The sequence below is a fragment of the Paraflavitalea devenefica genome (genome assembly GCF_011759375.1).
Taxonomy (GTDB): Bacteria; Bacteroidota; Bacteroidia; order Chitinophagales; family Chitinophagaceae; genus Paraflavitalea; species Paraflavitalea devenefica.
Genome location: NZ_JAARML010000002.1, coordinates 438,388 through 454,424, shown reverse-complemented (window position 1 = coordinate 454,424; position 16,037 = coordinate 438,388). Strand labels below are relative to the sequence as shown.

The window sequence follows — 16,037 nt, the reverse complement described above, 5'->3', positions numbered from 1 at the left end:
TGGAATGCCCAATCAGCCTGTATGATAACAATACCAGCCCTCCAGTTATCGGAACTTACCTACCAGATTGAAGCCGTGCTAAAAGACCGGTTTGAAGGGCAGTATTATTGGGTAGTGGCGGAGATCTCAGGCCATAAATTCCAGCCGGCGAAAGGGTTTCATTATTTTGACCTGGTAGAAAAACAGGTGGGTTCCACCGGCCTGAAGGCAAAGATCAGTGCGGCGGCCTGGACAACAGGCGCCCGGCAGATCAGCGTTTTTGAAAGGATCACCGGCCAGCGTTTTACCGATGGGTTGCAGGTGCTGATCAAGGTGTCTATTGATTATAGCCCGGTGTATGGGCTGAAGCTCACCCTGCTGGATATTGACGCCGGCTATACCATCGGGCAGTTAGAGCAACAGAAACAAGCCACCCTGCAGCGTTTGTTAACCGAATGCAGCGCCTATATTCAAAAGATTGGAGATAGTTATATTACTGTCAATAAGCAACTTCCACTGCCTATTGTGTTGCAGCGCATTGCGGTAGTAACCGCACAAACATCAGCCGGCTACCAGGATTTCCACCATACCCTGCTCAATAACCAATACGGTTACCATTTTTTTATAGATACTTATTTTACCACGGTACAGGGAGAGGTGAATGCCGCACAGATCAAAGAAAGACTGTTGGACGTTTTTACCTCCGGAAAACCTTATGACGCAGTAGTCATTATCCGGGGCGGTGGCGCTTCTACTGATTTCCTGGTCTTTGATACATTTATATTGGGACAGGTTACCGCCAAGTTCCCTATTCCCATTATTACCGGTATTGGCCACCAGCACAATGAAACGATTGTAGACCTGATGGCCCATACCCCGCTTAAAACGCCCACTAAAGTGGCAGAGTTCCTTATTGCGCACAACCGGGTTTTTGAAGACAGGATCAACCTGCTGCAGCATAAGTTACTGGTCAAAGTACAACAATGGGTGGCTGATAAAAAATCGGAACTGGTCACTACAGAAAGGCAATTACTGCATGAAGCACAGGCCGGCCTGCACCGTTATCATCGTGAGCTGGATGCAATCGGCCATGAACTGACTATTAAGCCAGCCATCCTGTTCAACAGCAAGCAGAAAGACCTCTCCAATATCAATCACCAGCTCCGGTTTTCCGGCTACCGGCTCCTCTCGCATGAGCGGGAGTCCATACAAGGGTTAGAAAAGCTGTTGCAGGTACTGCATCCGGCCAGCATTCTTAAAAGAGGGTTCGCTCTGGTATCCTACCAGGGCAGGATTACAACAGATGCCAGTTTGCTGCCGGTGGGGGCAGACATTAATGTTCTTTTAGACAATACCAATATTTCCACCACCATCAAAGCTAAACAACCAGCCGATGAAAGAAGCACTGACCTATGAGGCAGCCTACGAAGAATTAAAAGAAATAGCGGCAGATATTGAGGCGGAAACAGTATCGGTAGATGTATTGGCCGAAAAGCTGAAAAGGGCCTCCTTCCTGCTGGAGTTTTGCAAAGCCAGGCTGAAGAGTACGGAACAGGAAGTAAGCAATATTATACAGCAGATGAATAAAGATACGGATGAACCGGATTAATCGTTATTTTGAACGGCCCTCTCATAATGAAGAGATACCGGATGGCTCACGCAATGTCTCGTTATGCAGGTTTATTACAGCACTTTTTGCTTTTTGGGGGAACCATAGCGTCCGTAATCGCAGGAAAGGCCTTTCAATAAAATAATAGGTCAGGGATGCAAGCAAAAATGTCAATACCAATGCCAGTAACAGCATCAGCCACTCGTCTGCCTTATCCTTCCTGGGAAAAAAATAAACGAGTGGAGTGATAACACCCGTGAAATGCACTAAATAAATGGAGTAAGATATCTTGCTAATGTATGGAATAATACGGGGTCGTTTCCTGAATGAAAAATAATGGAAGCCCAGCACGACCAGTGCAGTCCCAATACCACTGAACAAATAATAACATTGCTCAGCAAATCCATAGAAGTATTTGAGCCTGATAATGGCTGCTATGAACCAAAGAACGGTGCCTGCAGCGATGACAGAAGCTGCCCTTTGGTTCGGCATTCGTGCAATACATTTCGAATAATATGCCATCAGGAGACCATAAGCAATAGCATCCATTCTAAAGATCACCGTTACGGCAATAAAGCGGCCTGTGTTCATATATTGCCCTCGCATAAGTACGCTAAAAATGATTAGAGCAACGGCACCTATGCTATACGCCTGAGTACCTGACAGGAAAGTTTTTTTTAATTGTTTCGCCAGGAATAATACAATGTAGATCAATAAAGGTACTGTAAAATAAAACCATTCCTCAATACTGAGGGTGGAAGATTCGCCGAAAAATGCCGGCGGAGGAGTAGTAAAATTGTGCAGAAACAATAAGTAACGAACATCGAAGGAAATGGGGTGGATTAACTGGTTGTAGAGTATCAGGTAAACAAGGTACAGGACATAATACAAAGGCAGTGTCCTTAACCAGCGTTTGGTCCAGAATACAACGATATCCCTGAGAGACACGGATTGGCTATCGAATAAACCAAGCAGGATACTCCCGATCAAAAAGCCACTCAGGGAGAAAAAAAGCTCTACTCCGCCAATAGGTAAATACCACAAAAAAGGGAAAGGGGTCTTAAAGATATGCTGGTTGCTATGCACAAACAGGACCATACTCACAGCCAGGCAACGGCAAACATCGAGACCAAAGTTCCGGTTGATATGACCGTGCAGGTTTCTCATTTATAAGCATCCAAAGTACACATTTTTGGGGTATTCTGTAAGTATCAGTCAAATTCAGGAACTCATTGATCTCGCTGGAAGCCGTCTGATACAGGCCGGCGAAAGGTTGGCAGAGAAAACGGCATCTAATGGGATATAATGGGATACCGTTGGTTATTGCGTCATCCGCCTCCCGGAGTTCCGGCGGAAGAAAGTGGATCGTACTGGGCTCGAACCAGTGACCTCTGCTCTGTCAAAGCAGCGCTCTAAACCAACTGAGCTAACGATCCGGGGCCTGCAATTTACAGTATCGTTTCCAATAAGATACAGCAGTGCTTATAAAAAATTAATGGGCCGGCAACCGATCTGTAGCAGGATTCGTTAACTTTAAAAACTATCCTTTTATACTCAAAATCAATCGTATGAACCAGCAGATCATCAACCTCTTTGATGAATACACCCATAAACCCCTGCGGCGGGAAGATTTCATCAAACGGCTGGTATTGCTCACCGGCAGCATGACCGCAGCCATGACAGCCCTGTCGCAACTGGAAGTAAAGTACGACAATGCGGTAACCATTTCGCCACAGGACGACCGCATTACTACCGAATACATTACTTATCCCGGCGATGAGACTACGATGAAAGGCTATTTTGCCAAACCTAAAAAAGAAGGTAAGTATGCCGCCGTGGTGGTGATCCATGAAAACCGTGGCCTCAATCCCCATATTGAAGATGTTACCCGCCGGGTGGCCCTGGCCGGATACCTGGCCCTCGGTGTGGACGCTTTATCGCCCCTGGGCGGAACGCCCAAGGAAGAAGACCAGGCCCGCGGACTATTTGCCCAACTGGATGCCAAAAAGAACCTGAATAATTTTGCCAAGGCCTTTGACTACCTGAAAGGAAGAAAGGACTGCACCGGCAAAACCGGTTGTGTGGGCTTTTGCTGGGGCGGCGCGCTGGCCAATCAACTGGCCGTGAATGTGCCCGACCTGAAAGCGGCAGTAGCCTTCTATGGCCGTCAGCCCGATGCTGCCGATGTATCCAGGATCAAAGCCGCTGTACAACTCCATTATGGCGGACTGGATGAGCGGGTGAATGCCGGCATACCTGCCTATGAAGAAGCCTTGAAGAAGGCGGGTATTACTTATGAGCTTTATACCTACGAAGGCGCCAATCACGCTTTCCACAATGATACGGCCCCCACGCGGTATAATGAAGCCGCCGCCAAACTGGCCTGGGAAAGGACCCTGAAATTCTTTGGAGATAAGCTGAAGTAGACAACGGTAAGCCGGAAATCAGTAAAAGAACTACCGGTATCACTCATGGATTCTACTTAGGCACCAAAAAAATTGAAACATTACATATTCTAAATTGTTTTTTATCGTTAGATCGTGTACCACGGCTATAGGTAAGCTTGTGGAAGGTATCAGGATTATACAACCTATTAAACAGCGGCAAGTGATGATGAGAAAATCCATAACTCTTTTATTGTTTTTTGGCGCACTGGCAGCCCTTGTATCCTTTACCGGCAAATCGCCGGAAGGCCGCCAGAAATCGGTACTGGCTACTATTGTGGTAGATGCAGGTCATGGCGGCCCGGCCCGGGGCGCCAAGGGGCTATTTTCCTACGAAGCGGATGTGGCCCTGGCCATTTCTTTAAAACTGGGACAGCGTATCCAGGAGGTATTTCCTGATACCCGTGTGGTGTACACCCGTACTTCCGATACCGTTTTTGGCGTGAATGTGGACGCCCGGACCGCCAACCGCATGCGTGCCGAACTGGCCAATGAGGTGAAAGGCGACCTGTTCCTGAGCATCCATTGCAATGCCACGCCACAAAAAGCAGGAGGCTGGTATGCCAAGCGCACGATTGGTTATAAAACGAAAACCATTACCGTAGGTAAAGGCGCCAAGAAAAGAAAGAAAACAGTGAAAGTGCCCATTACCGAAAATTACTGGGTAAAGAATGAACGGCACGGCACAGAGACCTATATCTGGGCGGCTGACCGCAGCGGGGTAAAGAGCACATATATCAATCCGGATGAAAGTGCCGAATTTTCAGAAGACAGCACCAGCAGCGGCAGTGCCCCTCATCTCGATATGAATTCTCCCGAAGCAAAGATCAGGGCTCAATTGTATGAGAAAAAGTATTTTGGCAAAAGCCTGATGCTGGCCAATATGGTAGAAGAAGAATTTGCCAAGGGAGGCCGCGCGAGTGGTGGTGTAAAGCAACGGAACTGGGAGCAAATATGGGTATTACAGGCCACCGGCATGCCCAGCATCCTGGTAGAAACCGGCTTTATTACCAATGAGGAGGAAGAAAAATACCTCAATAGCGAAGAAGGCCAGGCAGAAGTTGTAGAAAGCATTATTACTGCGCTCAAAAAATATAAGGAAACCCTGGAAGGAACGAATACGAAGGTAGAGAACGGAGGTCAGAAGTCAGACTCGCTGCCCCCCTCCAACCAATAATATCCTGCTTCAGATCTTCCTTCTTTTTAATTCTTTCTTAATCAGTCCCAGCTCTCTCCCGGTTTGGCCGGAGACAGAAGAGTTCTCCTGCGCCCGGCGCATGAGATAGGGTATTACATCATGAATAGGCCCGAAGGGCAGGTATTTACTGACAGAAAGCCCGGCTTTGGCCAGGTTGAAGGTGATATTATCACTCATGCCATACAACTGGGAAAAGTGTATATGCGGATGATTGTGCGGCAATCCTTTCTGGTCCAGCAATTCAGCAGCACGCAGGTTGCTGTACTCATTGTGGGAGGCAACGATCAGGGAGATCCTGTCCAGGTGTTCTATACAAAACTCCACGCCGCTGTTATAATCCCGGTCACTGGCTTCCTTATTGGGCTGTATGGGTGATGGATAGCCCATTTCTTCTGCGCGTTTTCTTTCTTTCTCCATGTAAGCGCCACGTACGAGCTTGGCGCCCAGGATAAACCTTTTTTGCACGGCCTGGCTAAAACTGTCCTTCAGGAAAGCCAGCCTGTCGTGACGGTATAATTGAATGGTGTTGAAAACAGTCACTTTCTCCAGGTTATAGAGCTCCATCATCTGCATGGTCAGCGCATCTACAGGATCCTGGATCCAGGTTTCTTCAGCATCTACCAGTACACCTATATTTTTGGCAGCGGCGGCGCTGATGATCCTGTGCATGCGGTCCACGACCCGTTGCCATTCGGCTTTCTCTTCTTCATTGAGCACCTCGGTATGTACACGGCCTTCATAACCACTTTTATCCGTAGCTGCCGCATCCAGCTTCTCCAGCAGTGCAAAGCGGGCAAAACCGGTTACCTTAATACTCATGAAAGGCATATTATGCTGGGTAGCAGCATAATTGATCACCCGGATAAACTCTTCACAGGCATGGTCAAAGTTCTCCTCTCCTTCCTTGCCTTCTACGCCATAGTCCAGGATCACCTGTACGCCAAACTGTTCCAGCTTGTCAGCCACGCGGGCTGTTTCTTCCAGGGTCTCCCCTCCTACGAATTGCTTGAAAATAGTATTGCGGATGAGCCCTTTCACAGGCAGGCCCACCCGGATGGCCCAGGGCGTAAAACGGGTGCCCAGCTTTACCAGCGACTGGCGGCCCATACTGGAAAAGAGAAAACTGGCTTTCTTTAATTCCTGGTCTGTTTTATAAGCAAAGGCATATTCGGTATTGTCAAAAGAAATAGCGGGGAGAGGATTATCCATACTTGCTAACAAATGTTAGGCGCAAAAGTAAGGAAGATTTGAAGATTTTGAAATCTGAAATTGTTACTACCTTCCGGCCCGCTATGAAAATTACACATACTGAGATCTGGAAGTTCAGCATCCCCATGCATCCATTTACCATTGCTACCGGTACGATGCATTTTGCCCAAAATACTTTTATACGGGTGCATACGGATGCAGGCATGTATGGCGTGGGGGAATGTTCAGCCTTTCCCATGATTGCCGGGGAAACACAGAACACCTGTTTTGAAATGGCGAAAGATTTTGCGGCGCTTTGGAAAGGAAAAGAGGCGATGTCCATTAGCGACAGGCTGCGGGAGCTGGATGCTTTTACGGCATTCAACAGTACGGTCAAGAGCGCCTTTGATATGGCCCTGTACGACCTGGCAGCTAAACAGGCCGGAGTGCCTTTGTACAGGTACCTGGGCGGTAAACAGAAAGAGCTGGAAACCGATCTTACCATTGGCATTGATACGCCCGGGAAGATGGCAGCAGCAGCCACCGGTTTTATACAACGGGGAGTACGCATTATCAAAATAAAGCTGGGCAAAGATGCCCGGGAAGATGTGGAGCGTATCCGGCAGATACGGGAGGCCGTAGGTGCTGATATCCTGCTGCGCATTGACGCCAACCAGGGCTGGAGTTATGAAGATGCGCTATATGCCCTTACTACCATGGGGCCCTACAATATCCAGTTTTGCGAGCAACCCATGCGCCACTGGGACGATCACCATTTACCCGCCTTAAGAAAACAATCGCCCATCAAGATCATGGCCGATGAAAGCGTTTTTGACCATCACGATGCACAACGTTTAATAACAGCGGATGCCTGCGATTATGTGAATATCAAATTTGCCAAATCGGGCGGTATAGCAGAAGCCATAAAGATCAACAAGGTTTGTGCAGATCATAAGATCCCCTGTATGATGGGCGGCATGCTGGAAAGCCGGGTGGCGTTAACCGCCTTTGGGCATTTTGCGCTGGCGCATGACAATGTGATTTTCTATGATATGGATACCTGTATGCTGGGGCATAAGGCTGACCCTGTAACAGGTGGCGTGCAGTATAAGGGGTTCTTCCTGGAAGTGCCGGAGGCAGCGGGGATCGGGGCTGATGCGGACAATACATTCCTTAAGAATTGCCAATCCGTGACTATTTAGCCCCGACTTATTGACTTTCCGGCTTCACGATTATCTTTGCGGCAAATTTGTACCATGAGCCCAAAAGCAAAGACAGCCAAGGAATCGTATGTAGTGATGACAGAACTGGTATTGCCGAACGATACGAACACTTTTGGCAACCTGATGGGTGGCCGCCTGATGTACTGGATGGATATTGCCGCCGCCCTGGCCGCCATGAAGCATTGCGCCGCCCCTGTGGTAACAGCTTCCGTAGATAATATTTCCTTCGAAAATCCCATTAAGCTGGGCAATGTGGTACATATTGAAGCCAAGGTATCCCGCGCTTTTAATTCCTCCATGGAAGTGCATATGAAGGTTTGGGGCGAAGATGCCATCCAGCAATACCGCTATAAGAGCAATGAGGCCTACTATACTTTTGTAGCACTGGACCCCAATGGGCGCTCCCGTGCTGTTCCCCAACTGATCCCAGAAACAGAAGAAGAGAAGAATCTTTTTGAAAGCGCCCTGCGCAGAAGGCAGCTCCGGCTGATCCTGGGCGGCAAGATGAAACCGGCTGACGCAACGGAACTGAAAGCATTATTTCAAATGTAGTTTATGCTTTCATCTTTGCCCGGTGATGGGCGCCTTTCAGCATCCAGGCCTTGCTTTGCTCTATGGCGTCCATCAACTGGTCCAGGATCACTTCTGTAGGCGCTTCGTAATCTATTTGTATGGGCGGCTTGAAGCGCACCGTAAGTAGCGTGCCTTTTTTCTTGAAACGTAATCCCTTTTTATCGAAAGCCCGCCAGAACCCATTGATGACAACCGGTATAACAATAGGTTTTGTCATTTTAATGATGAGTGCTGTACCCTTGCGACCGGGCGCAAAAGGTTTGGTAGTGCCTTGCGGAAAGGTGATGATCCAGTTATTTTCCAGTGCCCGTGAAATTTTACGGGTATCGGAAGGGTCCAGCCCCTTGCGTGTTTCTGTACCCTCTGGCCGCCAGGTCCTTTTCACGGTAAGGGCCCCGGCCATGGTAAACAGTTTACTGATCCAGGTAGCCTGCATGGTCTCTTCGGCCGCTACATAGTATACGTTGGTAAAAGGATTGAGTAGATAATAAGGAATTCCCAACCTGTTTTGTTTTCTCCATTTCACTGCACAGAAGATGTGCAGGAAGGTGATAACATCGGCAAAATAAGTTTGGTGATTGCTCACGAAAAGCACGTTCCTGCGCGGGAGGTCTTTGAGGTGTTCAGTACCGGATATCTTTAACTTGTTCGTGATCACCAGTCCGGGATAGGAAACGATACCTACAATGGCATACACAATCTTACGCACAATATGAATGTGTTTCAATCTTTCCCGGAATGAGCTCATGGATGTTGGCATTTAGAACGATGAGCCGAAATTAAGGAAATGTTAATAAATACCCACTTTAATTGATAGCTGCTGCAACGTTATGTAATTGGTTTTACTCCTACATCTATATAAAAATTTGATGTATGAAAAAGTTTATTCCAGTCTGTTTAATTGCATTGACATCACTTACCGGGTTCGCGCAATCAACAGCCGTTAATCCGTACCCTAAAACCATTACCGTTAATGGCAGCGCTCAAATGGAAGTAGTGCCCGATGAGATCTATGTGATCGTAGACCTGAAAGAATACGAGAAGAAAGGCAGTGGCAAGATCAATCTCGAAAAGATCAAATCTGATTTCCTGGCCAGTTGCCGCAGCATAGGATTGCCCGACTCAGTGATCACGATTGCTTCCTACGATGGTTACAATGGTAATCCATGGATCAGGAAGCGGAGTAAAAAACAGGAGTTGATGGCATTTATTTCCTACCAGGTCAAGTTCACCAACAGTAAGAAGATGGATGAGCTGGTGGAAAAACTGGATGATGACGCTACCCAGAACTTCAGGATCGAAAGGACATCACACAGCAAGATCCAGGAATACCGCAAACAGCTAAAGATACAGGCTATTAAAGCCGCCAAAGAAAAAGCCGGCTACCTGGCAGCAGCTATTGATGAGCAGGTAGGTGCAGCAGTGACGATCCAGGAGCCCAATGACCAGGGCATTATACCCTATGAAAACCAGCGTATGGTGCAATATAATTTAGCGATGGATTCCGCTAAAATGGGCGGCAGCGAAGCAAGTATGGATTTCAGGAAAATCACCTTGAAGTTTGAAGTGAATGTGGTGTTTGCGTTGAAATAATGAGTGGTGAGTAGAGAATGATGAGTGGCAAGGATAAACGGCCGGCAGCGGGTGGTAACCACTTACCACCCGCCTTTTTTTAAATTAATTCACGAGTTCTCCACATTACCCGGGCGTTTTTTTATTAAGGGTAGCAAAGACTTTATATTTGCCCCCCATGGCAAAAGCAGGTGAAGATACGCCCTTAATGCAGCAGCATAAGGCCATCAAGCAAAGATATCCTGATGCTATTCTGTTGTTCCGGGTAGGTGATTTTTATGAAACCTTCGGCGGAGACGCTATTATTGCCGCCCAGGTACTGGGTATTACGCTTACCAAACGGAATAATGGAGCCGCCTCCGGCGCTTCAGAACTGGCAGGTTTCCCACACCATGCCATGGATACCTACCTGCACAAGCTGGTAAAAGCAGGCTACCGTGTAGCCATCTGCGACCAGTTGGAAGATCCCAAACAGGCTAAAGGCATTGTAAAACGCGGTGTAACCGAAATGGTAACTCCCGGTGTGGCTACTAACGACAAGCTGTTAGAACACAACAGCAATAATTTCCTGGCAGGTATTCATTTCACCGATGATCAGGCGGGCATTGCCTTCCTGGATATATCCACCGGTGAGTTTTTTGTAGCAGAAGGTAACCAGGAATATATAGATAAACTGCTCCAGACATTAAAACCGGCAGAGGTTATTTTCCAGCGCAGCTATCAAAAACATTTTAAGGAAAACTTTGGCAGCCGGTTCTACACGTATACGATGGAGAGCTGGGTCTTTGATACAGCTTATGCTACCGAAAGCCTGCTCAAACATTTCCAGGTACACTCCCTGAAAGGTTTTGGCATAGAAGCTATGCCTGGCGCCACCATAGCTGCCGGCGCAGTACTGCATTACCTGAAAGATACCGAGCATCCCAACCTGCAACATATTACTTCCATTCAACGGATAGACCGCGAGGATTACCTCTGGATGGACCGTTTTACGATCCGCAACCTGGAACTGACCGGTACCGGAAGCAGCGAAGCAGGCAATACCTTGCATAAGGTATTGGACAATACGGTTTCGCCCATGGGCGCCCGCCTGCTAAAGCGATGGATACTGCTGCCCCTGAAAGATACTACCCGGATCAACGAACGGCTTGACCTGGTAGAGTTCTTTATTAAGGAGGTAGAATTAAGAAATAAGATCGCGCATCATATTAAACAGTGCGGCGACGTGGAAAGGCTGGTGAGCAAGATACCGGTGAAGAAGATCAACCCGCGGGAAGTGATGCAAATAGCGCGTGGTTTGCAGCATGTACAGGAGATCAGGGAGCTTTGTGCCAGTGTTACGGATAAATACCTGGGGCTACTCATTACTACGCTGAACCCCTGTGAAACCCTTATAGAAGCCATTCTGAATACCATTACAGAAAACCCGCCGGCCCTGGCTGCCAAAGGCGATGTGATTAAGGCAGGCGTACATGCAGAGCTGGATGAACTGAGAAAGATAGCCAGCGGAGGAAAAGAATACCTGGTAGAACTGCAACAAAAAGAAGCAGAAGTTACCGGCATTTCATCGCTGAAGATAGGATTCAACAATGTATTTGGTTATTACCTGGAGGTAACGAATGCACACAAGAATAAGGTGCCTGCGTCCTGGATACGCAAGCAAACACTGGCCAATGCCGAACGGTATATTACCCCGGAGCTGAAAGAGTATGAAGAGAAGATCACTGGCGCCGAAGATAAGATCATGGCCATTGAGGCTGAGTTGTATGATAAGCTGTTGCTGCAACTGCAGGAGTATATCGCTCCCATGCAGGCCAATGGCCATATACTGGCTATACTGGACTGCCTCGTATGTTTTGCCGATAATGCCTTACGGTACAATTATAAGAAACCGCTACTCCATGAAGGACATGAGCTGGACCTGAAAGAAAGCCGTCACCCGGTAATAGAACGTAACCTGCCACCGGGGGAAGCCTATATCGCCAATGATATTTTTCTTGATCAGTCGTCTCAGCAGATCATTATCCTCACCGGTCCCAATATGAGTGGTAAGAGCGCCATCCTGCGACAAACAGCGCTTATTACGCTAATGACCCATATGGGTAGCTTTGTGCCGGCCGATACAGCCAGAATACCTTTAACCGATAAGATCTTTACCCGGGTGGGAGCATCAGATAACCTGAGCGGCGGTGAATCTACATTCATGGTGGAGATGAATGAAACGGCCAGCATTATCAATAATTTCACTGCCCGCAGCCTGATCCTGCTGGATGAGATTGGACGGGGTACCTCTACCTATGATGGTATTTCCATTGCCTGGAGTATTGCAGAGTACCTGCACAACGCAGGCTATGCTCCCAAGACCCTGTTTGCTACCCACTACCATGAACTCAATGAACTGGAAAATAAGCTTTCCCGCATCCGGAATTATCATGTTACCAACAAAGAAGTAGGTAATAAGATCATTTTCCTGCGTAAACTGGCGCCCGGCGGCAGCACCCATAGTTTTGGTATCCACGTGGCCAAGATGGCCGGCATGCCTCCTGCCCTGATCCAGCGCGCTAATGAAATATTGCACCAACTGGAAGAAAAGCATGTAGAAGATGGCGCCCCTGTTCACCAGAGTTCCAACATCGGGCAGGCAGTAAAGAATATCTCTTCTCAAAAGTTCCAGCTCTCTATTTTTGATGCGCACAGCGAAACATTTGATGATATCCGCAAATTGCTGGACGGCCTTGATATTAACCGCCTCACCCCGGTAGAAGCATTGCTGAAATTACAGGAGATTAAAAGCAGGATTAAGTAGTACTACTGTTCCTTCCCTTAACAATTGTCAATAAATGTGCCCGACGGCACAATAAAGCAATAAGGAATAACAGGTATCCGTTTTAGATGTCCATAAGCATTACGCCTTATTCTACGTAATTGTCTTCGTACCCCCTGTTTTATTTAACCCAATCCTTTTATGATAAGAAATCCCATGCTGATGTCGATCAGCACAGTGGCTATGTATTACTATATACATACCACCTCCCCTCCTTCCTTTCATCAAACGATGAACTGCCCAATAACATCGTGTAGCACACCGGCCTGTGAGGCTGACCCTCCTGATATCTATTGTGAACCTTAAAACGTGTGCTTTGCCAATCAATATCTACCCCACTATTATTGATAAGATTAACTGGCTGTTTGTACAGACCAATAAGAAGCTGGACAATACCAGTATCAGCTTATTCAGCCTTACCGGGCGGAAGATGTATGAACAGAAAACCGGTATCCTGCATCCCGGACAAATGGTCAGTTTTCCTTTAGATACCGACAGCCTTACTCCCGGCACTTATTTACTGCAGTTGCTTTCCGGCAATGAGATTATCTACAAAAAGAAGATCAGCGTGCAGTAGGCTTCGACAGGGTTTACCCTGACAAGACCCCGGGGTTCTTTTTTTACTATACATAACTAAGCCACCACTTATGATGCGTGCTCTTGTAAGCATTGTACCGCTTACACAAAGGATATAATAATACGATGAGACCTATCCACACCAGGTACACCACCCACAAAGGGAAGCCAAAGACGACCGGCCGGAACAGGAAAGGCACCTGGTTGGAGACTATGTCCTTGACCCCATATCCCGATAAGAAGAATGCAATGACCTCTAAAGCATGTATCAGGAAGAAATGAACTACATAGTAGAAGAAAGGTACCCGCCCGAATACTTTAAAAAACTCCGTAACGCTATTCCGTACATTCTCCAGCAACACCAGTGCAATTAATGCAACACCAATGGTGGCCGACATATACATCAATGAAGGAGGATATTTATTCAGGTTAAAGAAGGAGAAGATGGTGCGGGTAGTATTCTCCTGCCTGGTCCAGGGAACAGGATCGCCGTAAGCATTGATAAACCGGAGCAGGAAGAATAATACAAGCAACCCGAAGCCGGTATACAACAGGACCTTTTTACGTTGCAGGGCCGGAAAGCCATCAGCATATAGTTTACCGGCACTATATCCCATGAGCATCAGTCCTGTCCAGGGCAAAAAAGGATAAACAATAGCCACTACATAGTTGGGCGCAAAAGGATAGATCGAAAAGCGCGCACCATGCGCAAGGTCCCACCAAAAGCCCAGTCCTTCCTTACGCGTGGCCATGGCTGCTTCCGGGTAATCCAGCAGATTATGCCCCAGTACGATGATCAGCCCAAGAGCCAATATAACAGTATACGGCAAGCGTACCAGCAATCCCAGTATAAACATGCTGATACCTATAGCCCAGATCACCTGCAGGAATAAAAGATTATACAGCGGATTGAATGTTAAAGCCAGGGTAATGATCAACACTTCTGCCAGCATCAACCATAACCCGCGTTTAATAAGGAATGTACTCAGTTCAGCTTTTGATTTGCGCAATCCTACCAGGTAAGAGGAAGTACCGGCCAGGAAAACAAAGGTAGGCGCACAGAAATGCGTGATCCACCGGGTACCATACAGGAGCGGGTTGGTGGTAGCGGGATTGACCGGATCACCTTGAAAAGCATCAACATGAAAGAAGTCACGCACATGATCCAGCGCCATGATGATCATTACTATACCGCGCAGCACATCAATAGATTGAACACGGTTCTTTGTCAAAACAGCCTGACTCATGTTTGATGGTATTAAAGGTTAAGTTCAATGTACAAAATGGCCTGCAATTTCAGGGAATTTATTGTGAACAGCAATCACCGAAAGCGGGGACGGAAAAGGAGGAACTGAGCAATAAAACACTACAGTTGAAAGACATCTTTTAGCCTGTCGTACAAGGTACTATACACAGCGTAATTACGCTGGTAGATGGTATGCTGCTGTTCATTGGGTACAAAGCGCTCTTCAGACAGTACAGCGCTATTGGGATGCGCCAGCGTATCCTGTATGCCCAACGCCTGCAAACCGATGATGGCCGCCCCGGCAGCGGAAGCATCGCCCGTGGAAGACACGGAAATTTCCTTTCCAAAGAGATCGGCCAGCCATTGCAGCCACTGAGGCGAACGGGTAAATCCGCCACTGGCATAAATATGTTGTACAGGACCAATGGTTTCTTCTACGGATTGCGCCACCTGGTATAAGGCATAGTTGATCCCTTCCACGATGGCCCGCATGAAATGCGCCTGGGTATGTGCTGCCTGTATGCCAAAGAATACGCCTTTGGCGGCAGCATCCCAAACCGGCGCCCGCTCGCCTTGTACATAGGGTAAAAAAACAAGTCCTTCTGCCCCGGCAGGCGCCTGCGCCGCATGCCGCAGGAACCATTCAAAATCTGCGGTGCTGTTAAAGCTGCGTTCCAGGAAATGCTCAGCATACCATTTCAGCAATACAGCGCCATTGTTGATCGGACCACCCGACACATACCATTGTTCTGTGAGAATATAGTTGAATATCCTTTCTTTACTATCATGCTGTGGCTTACTGCCTGTCATACGCACTGCCCCGCTGGTGCCAATGGTAAGCGACATATCGCCGGGCTGCATGGCGCCGCTGCCTACATTTGCCAGGCATCCATCGCTGGCGCCTACGATAAATGGAGTAGCGGGATCAATACCCAGGTCGTCGGCATATTCTTTTTTAAGGCCGGTTACGGAGTGCGTAGTACTTACAGGCGTTGAAAAACGCTCGCGGGTAAGACCTGTCAATAAGAGGGCTTCTTTATTCCAGTCTACCTCGTATATATCAAATAAACCAGTGGCAGAAGCAATGGAATGATCAATGAGGTATTGATCAAAGAAACGGTAAAAGATCAGTTCTTTAATACCAATGAATTTATGCGCAACGCTAAATATCTCGGGCCATTCTTCTTTCATCCAAAGCAGTTTGCACAATGGCGACATGGGATGAACAGGTGTACCGGTGCGCTGGTAAATACGCTTGCCGGTAGCTGTATTTTTTAGTTGCGTGGCCTGCCGGGTGCTGCGCAGGTCGGCCCAGGTAATGACGTTGGTCAATGGTTTTCCTGTTGCGTCCACCGCTATCAGACTGTGCATAGCGCTGCTGAAGGCAATGCCCAGGAGCGATGATTCAGCAGTTTGCCGGGTTACCTGCCGGATGGTTTGCACCACTGCATCGAATAAAATGTCCGGATCCAGCTCATGCTTTCCGGCAGTAGCAATAACAGGCGTGTAGGTAATATTCGCCTGTGCTATGACTATGCCTGCTGTGGTAAAGGCAATGGCTTTGGTATTGGTAGTACCAATGTCTACACCGATGATATGTTGCAT

Annotated in this window: 14 protein-coding genes and 1 tRNA gene; 9 read left to right on the top strand and 6 right to left on the bottom strand. The window is 47.7% G+C overall.

The window, feature by feature from the left end; translation table 11 throughout:
• The first annotated feature begins 21 nt into the window (after positions 1–21).
• Both xseA and xseB read left to right on the top strand, forming a co-directional pair.
• Complete coding sequence (xseA, locus tag HB364_RS11480; RefSeq protein WP_167288120.1) at positions 22–1,395, top strand: exodeoxyribonuclease VII large subunit; 1,374 nt, start codon at positions 22–24, stop codon at positions 1,393–1,395.
• Positions 1,373–1,588, top strand: coding sequence for an exodeoxyribonuclease VII small subunit (gene xseB / locus HB364_RS11475; protein ID WP_167288119.1), 216 nt, complete (start codon positions 1,373–1,375; stop codon positions 1,586–1,588). The genes xseA and xseB overlap by 23 nt, the downstream gene beginning before the upstream one ends.
• 21 nt (positions 1,589–1,609) lie before the next feature.
• On the opposite strand, the gene HB364_RS11470 is transcribed toward xseB, so the two are convergent.
• Positions 1,610–2,755, bottom strand: coding sequence for an acyltransferase family protein (locus HB364_RS11470; protein WP_167288118.1), 1,146 nt, complete (start codon positions 2,753–2,755; stop codon positions 1,610–1,612).
• 194 nt (positions 2,756–2,949) lie between these two features.
• Positions 2,950–3,024 (bottom strand) — tRNA-Val (locus HB364_RS11465).
• 132 nt (positions 3,025–3,156) lie between these two features.
• Here HB364_RS11465 and HB364_RS11460 point away from each other — a divergent pair.
• Together HB364_RS11460 and HB364_RS11455 are read left to right on the top strand one after the other, a co-directional pair.
• Positions 3,157–4,014 carry a dienelactone hydrolase family protein gene (locus HB364_RS11460; RefSeq protein ID WP_167288117.1) on the top strand — a complete coding sequence of 286 codons (858 nt, stop codon included), beginning with the start codon at positions 3,157–3,159 and terminating at the stop codon, positions 4,012–4,014.
• Positions 4,015–4,201: 187 nt separating this feature from the next.
• Positions 4,202–5,209: an N-acetylmuramoyl-L-alanine amidase family protein gene (locus tag HB364_RS11455; RefSeq protein WP_167288116.1), complete on the top strand. Its 1,008-nt coding sequence runs from the start codon at positions 4,202–4,204 to the stop codon at positions 5,207–5,209.
• A gap of 9 nt (positions 5,210–5,218) precedes the next feature.
• On the opposite strand, the gene HB364_RS11450 is transcribed toward HB364_RS11455, so the two are convergent.
• Positions 5,219–6,439: a proline dehydrogenase family protein gene (locus HB364_RS11450; RefSeq protein WP_167288115.1), complete on the bottom strand. Its 1,221-nt coding sequence runs from the start codon at positions 6,437–6,439 to the stop codon at positions 5,219–5,221.
• Positions 6,440–6,522: 83 nt separating this feature from the next.
• On the opposite strand from HB364_RS11450, the gene HB364_RS11445 reads away from it, so the two are divergent.
• Positions 6,523–7,620, top strand: coding sequence for a mandelate racemase/muconate lactonizing enzyme family protein (locus HB364_RS11445; protein ID WP_167288114.1), 1,098 nt, complete (start codon positions 6,523–6,525; stop codon positions 7,618–7,620).
• A gap of 54 nt (positions 7,621–7,674) precedes the next feature.
• On the top strand, positions 7,675–8,193 hold the full coding sequence (locus HB364_RS11440) for an acyl-CoA thioesterase (RefSeq protein ID WP_167288113.1): 519 nt from the start codon (positions 7,675–7,677) through the stop codon (positions 8,191–8,193).
• A 1-nt stretch (position 8,194) separates the two neighbouring features.
• Here HB364_RS11440 and HB364_RS11435 read toward each other — a convergent pair whose 3' ends face one another.
• Positions 8,195–8,962 (bottom strand): lysophospholipid acyltransferase family protein, encoded by a 768-nt coding sequence (locus HB364_RS11435; RefSeq protein WP_167288112.1) that lies wholly within the window; start codon positions 8,960–8,962, stop codon positions 8,195–8,197.
• A gap of 125 nt (positions 8,963–9,087) precedes the next feature.
• On the opposite strand from HB364_RS11435, the gene HB364_RS11430 reads away from it, so the two are divergent.
• The 3 genes from HB364_RS11430 (at position 9,088) to HB364_RS11420 (ending at position 13,187) form a co-directional block, all read left to right on the top strand.
• Positions 9,088–9,807, top strand: a complete 720-nt coding sequence (locus HB364_RS11430) for an SIMPL domain-containing protein (RefSeq protein ID WP_167288111.1) — start codon at positions 9,088–9,090, stop codon at positions 9,805–9,807.
• 157 nt (positions 9,808–9,964) lie between these two features.
• A complete protein-coding gene (gene mutS / locus HB364_RS11425) occupies positions 9,965–12,592 on the top strand; it encodes a DNA mismatch repair protein MutS (RefSeq protein WP_167288110.1) in 2,628 nt (875 codons plus the stop codon).
• A 334-nt stretch (positions 12,593–12,926) separates the two neighbouring features.
• The gene (locus HB364_RS11420) at positions 12,927–13,187 is read left to right on the top strand and encodes a T9SS type A sorting domain-containing protein (protein ID WP_167288109.1); all 261 of its coding nucleotides are present in this window, start codon (positions 12,927–12,929) and stop codon (positions 13,185–13,187) included.
• A gap of 46 nt (positions 13,188–13,233) precedes the next feature.
• Here HB364_RS11420 and HB364_RS11415 read toward each other — a convergent pair whose 3' ends face one another.
• The gene (locus HB364_RS11415; RefSeq protein WP_167288108.1) at positions 13,234–14,433 is read right to left on the bottom strand and encodes a DUF1624 domain-containing protein; all 1,200 of its coding nucleotides are present in this window, start codon (positions 14,431–14,433) and stop codon (positions 13,234–13,236) included.
• Positions 14,434–14,552: 119 nt separating this feature from the next.
• Complete coding sequence (locus HB364_RS11410; protein WP_167288107.1) at positions 14,553–16,037, bottom strand: gluconokinase; 1,485 nt, start codon at positions 16,035–16,037, stop codon at positions 14,553–14,555.

Excerpts from the sequence above, each read along its gene's own strand:
- xseA (WP_167288120.1), top strand. The coding sequence starts at position 22 with ATGATAACAATACCAGCCCTCCAGTTATCGGAACTTACCTACCAGATT.
- xseB (WP_167288119.1), top strand. The coding sequence starts at position 1,373 with ATGAAAGAAGCACTGACCTATGAGGCAGCCTACGAAGAATTAAAAGAA.
- HB364_RS11470 (WP_167288118.1), bottom strand. The coding sequence starts at position 2,755 with ATGAGAAACCTGCACGGTCATATCAACCGGAACTTTGGTCTCGATGTT.
- HB364_RS11460 (WP_167288117.1), top strand. The coding sequence starts at position 3,157 with ATGAACCAGCAGATCATCAACCTCTTTGATGAATACACCCATAAACCC.
- HB364_RS11455 (WP_167288116.1), top strand. The coding sequence starts at position 4,202 with ATGAGAAAATCCATAACTCTTTTATTGTTTTTTGGCGCACTGGCAGCC.
- HB364_RS11450 (WP_167288115.1), bottom strand. The coding sequence starts at position 6,439 with ATGGATAATCCTCTCCCCGCTATTTCTTTTGACAATACCGAATATGCC.
- HB364_RS11445 (WP_167288114.1), top strand. The coding sequence starts at position 6,523 with ATGAAAATTACACATACTGAGATCTGGAAGTTCAGCATCCCCATGCAT.
- HB364_RS11440 (WP_167288113.1), top strand. The coding sequence starts at position 7,675 with ATGAGCCCAAAAGCAAAGACAGCCAAGGAATCGTATGTAGTGATGACA.
- HB364_RS11435 (WP_167288112.1), bottom strand. The coding sequence starts at position 8,962 with ATGAGCTCATTCCGGGAAAGATTGAAACACATTCATATTGTGCGTAAG.
- HB364_RS11430 (WP_167288111.1), top strand. The coding sequence starts at position 9,088 with ATGAAAAAGTTTATTCCAGTCTGTTTAATTGCATTGACATCACTTACC.
- mutS (WP_167288110.1), top strand. The coding sequence starts at position 9,965 with ATGGCAAAAGCAGGTGAAGATACGCCCTTAATGCAGCAGCATAAGGCC.
- HB364_RS11415 (WP_167288108.1), bottom strand. The coding sequence starts at position 14,433 with ATGAGTCAGGCTGTTTTGACAAAGAACCGTGTTCAATCTATTGATGTG.
- HB364_RS11410 (WP_167288107.1), bottom strand. The coding sequence starts at position 16,037 with ATGCAACATATCATCGGTGTAGACATTGGTACTACCAATACCAAAGCC.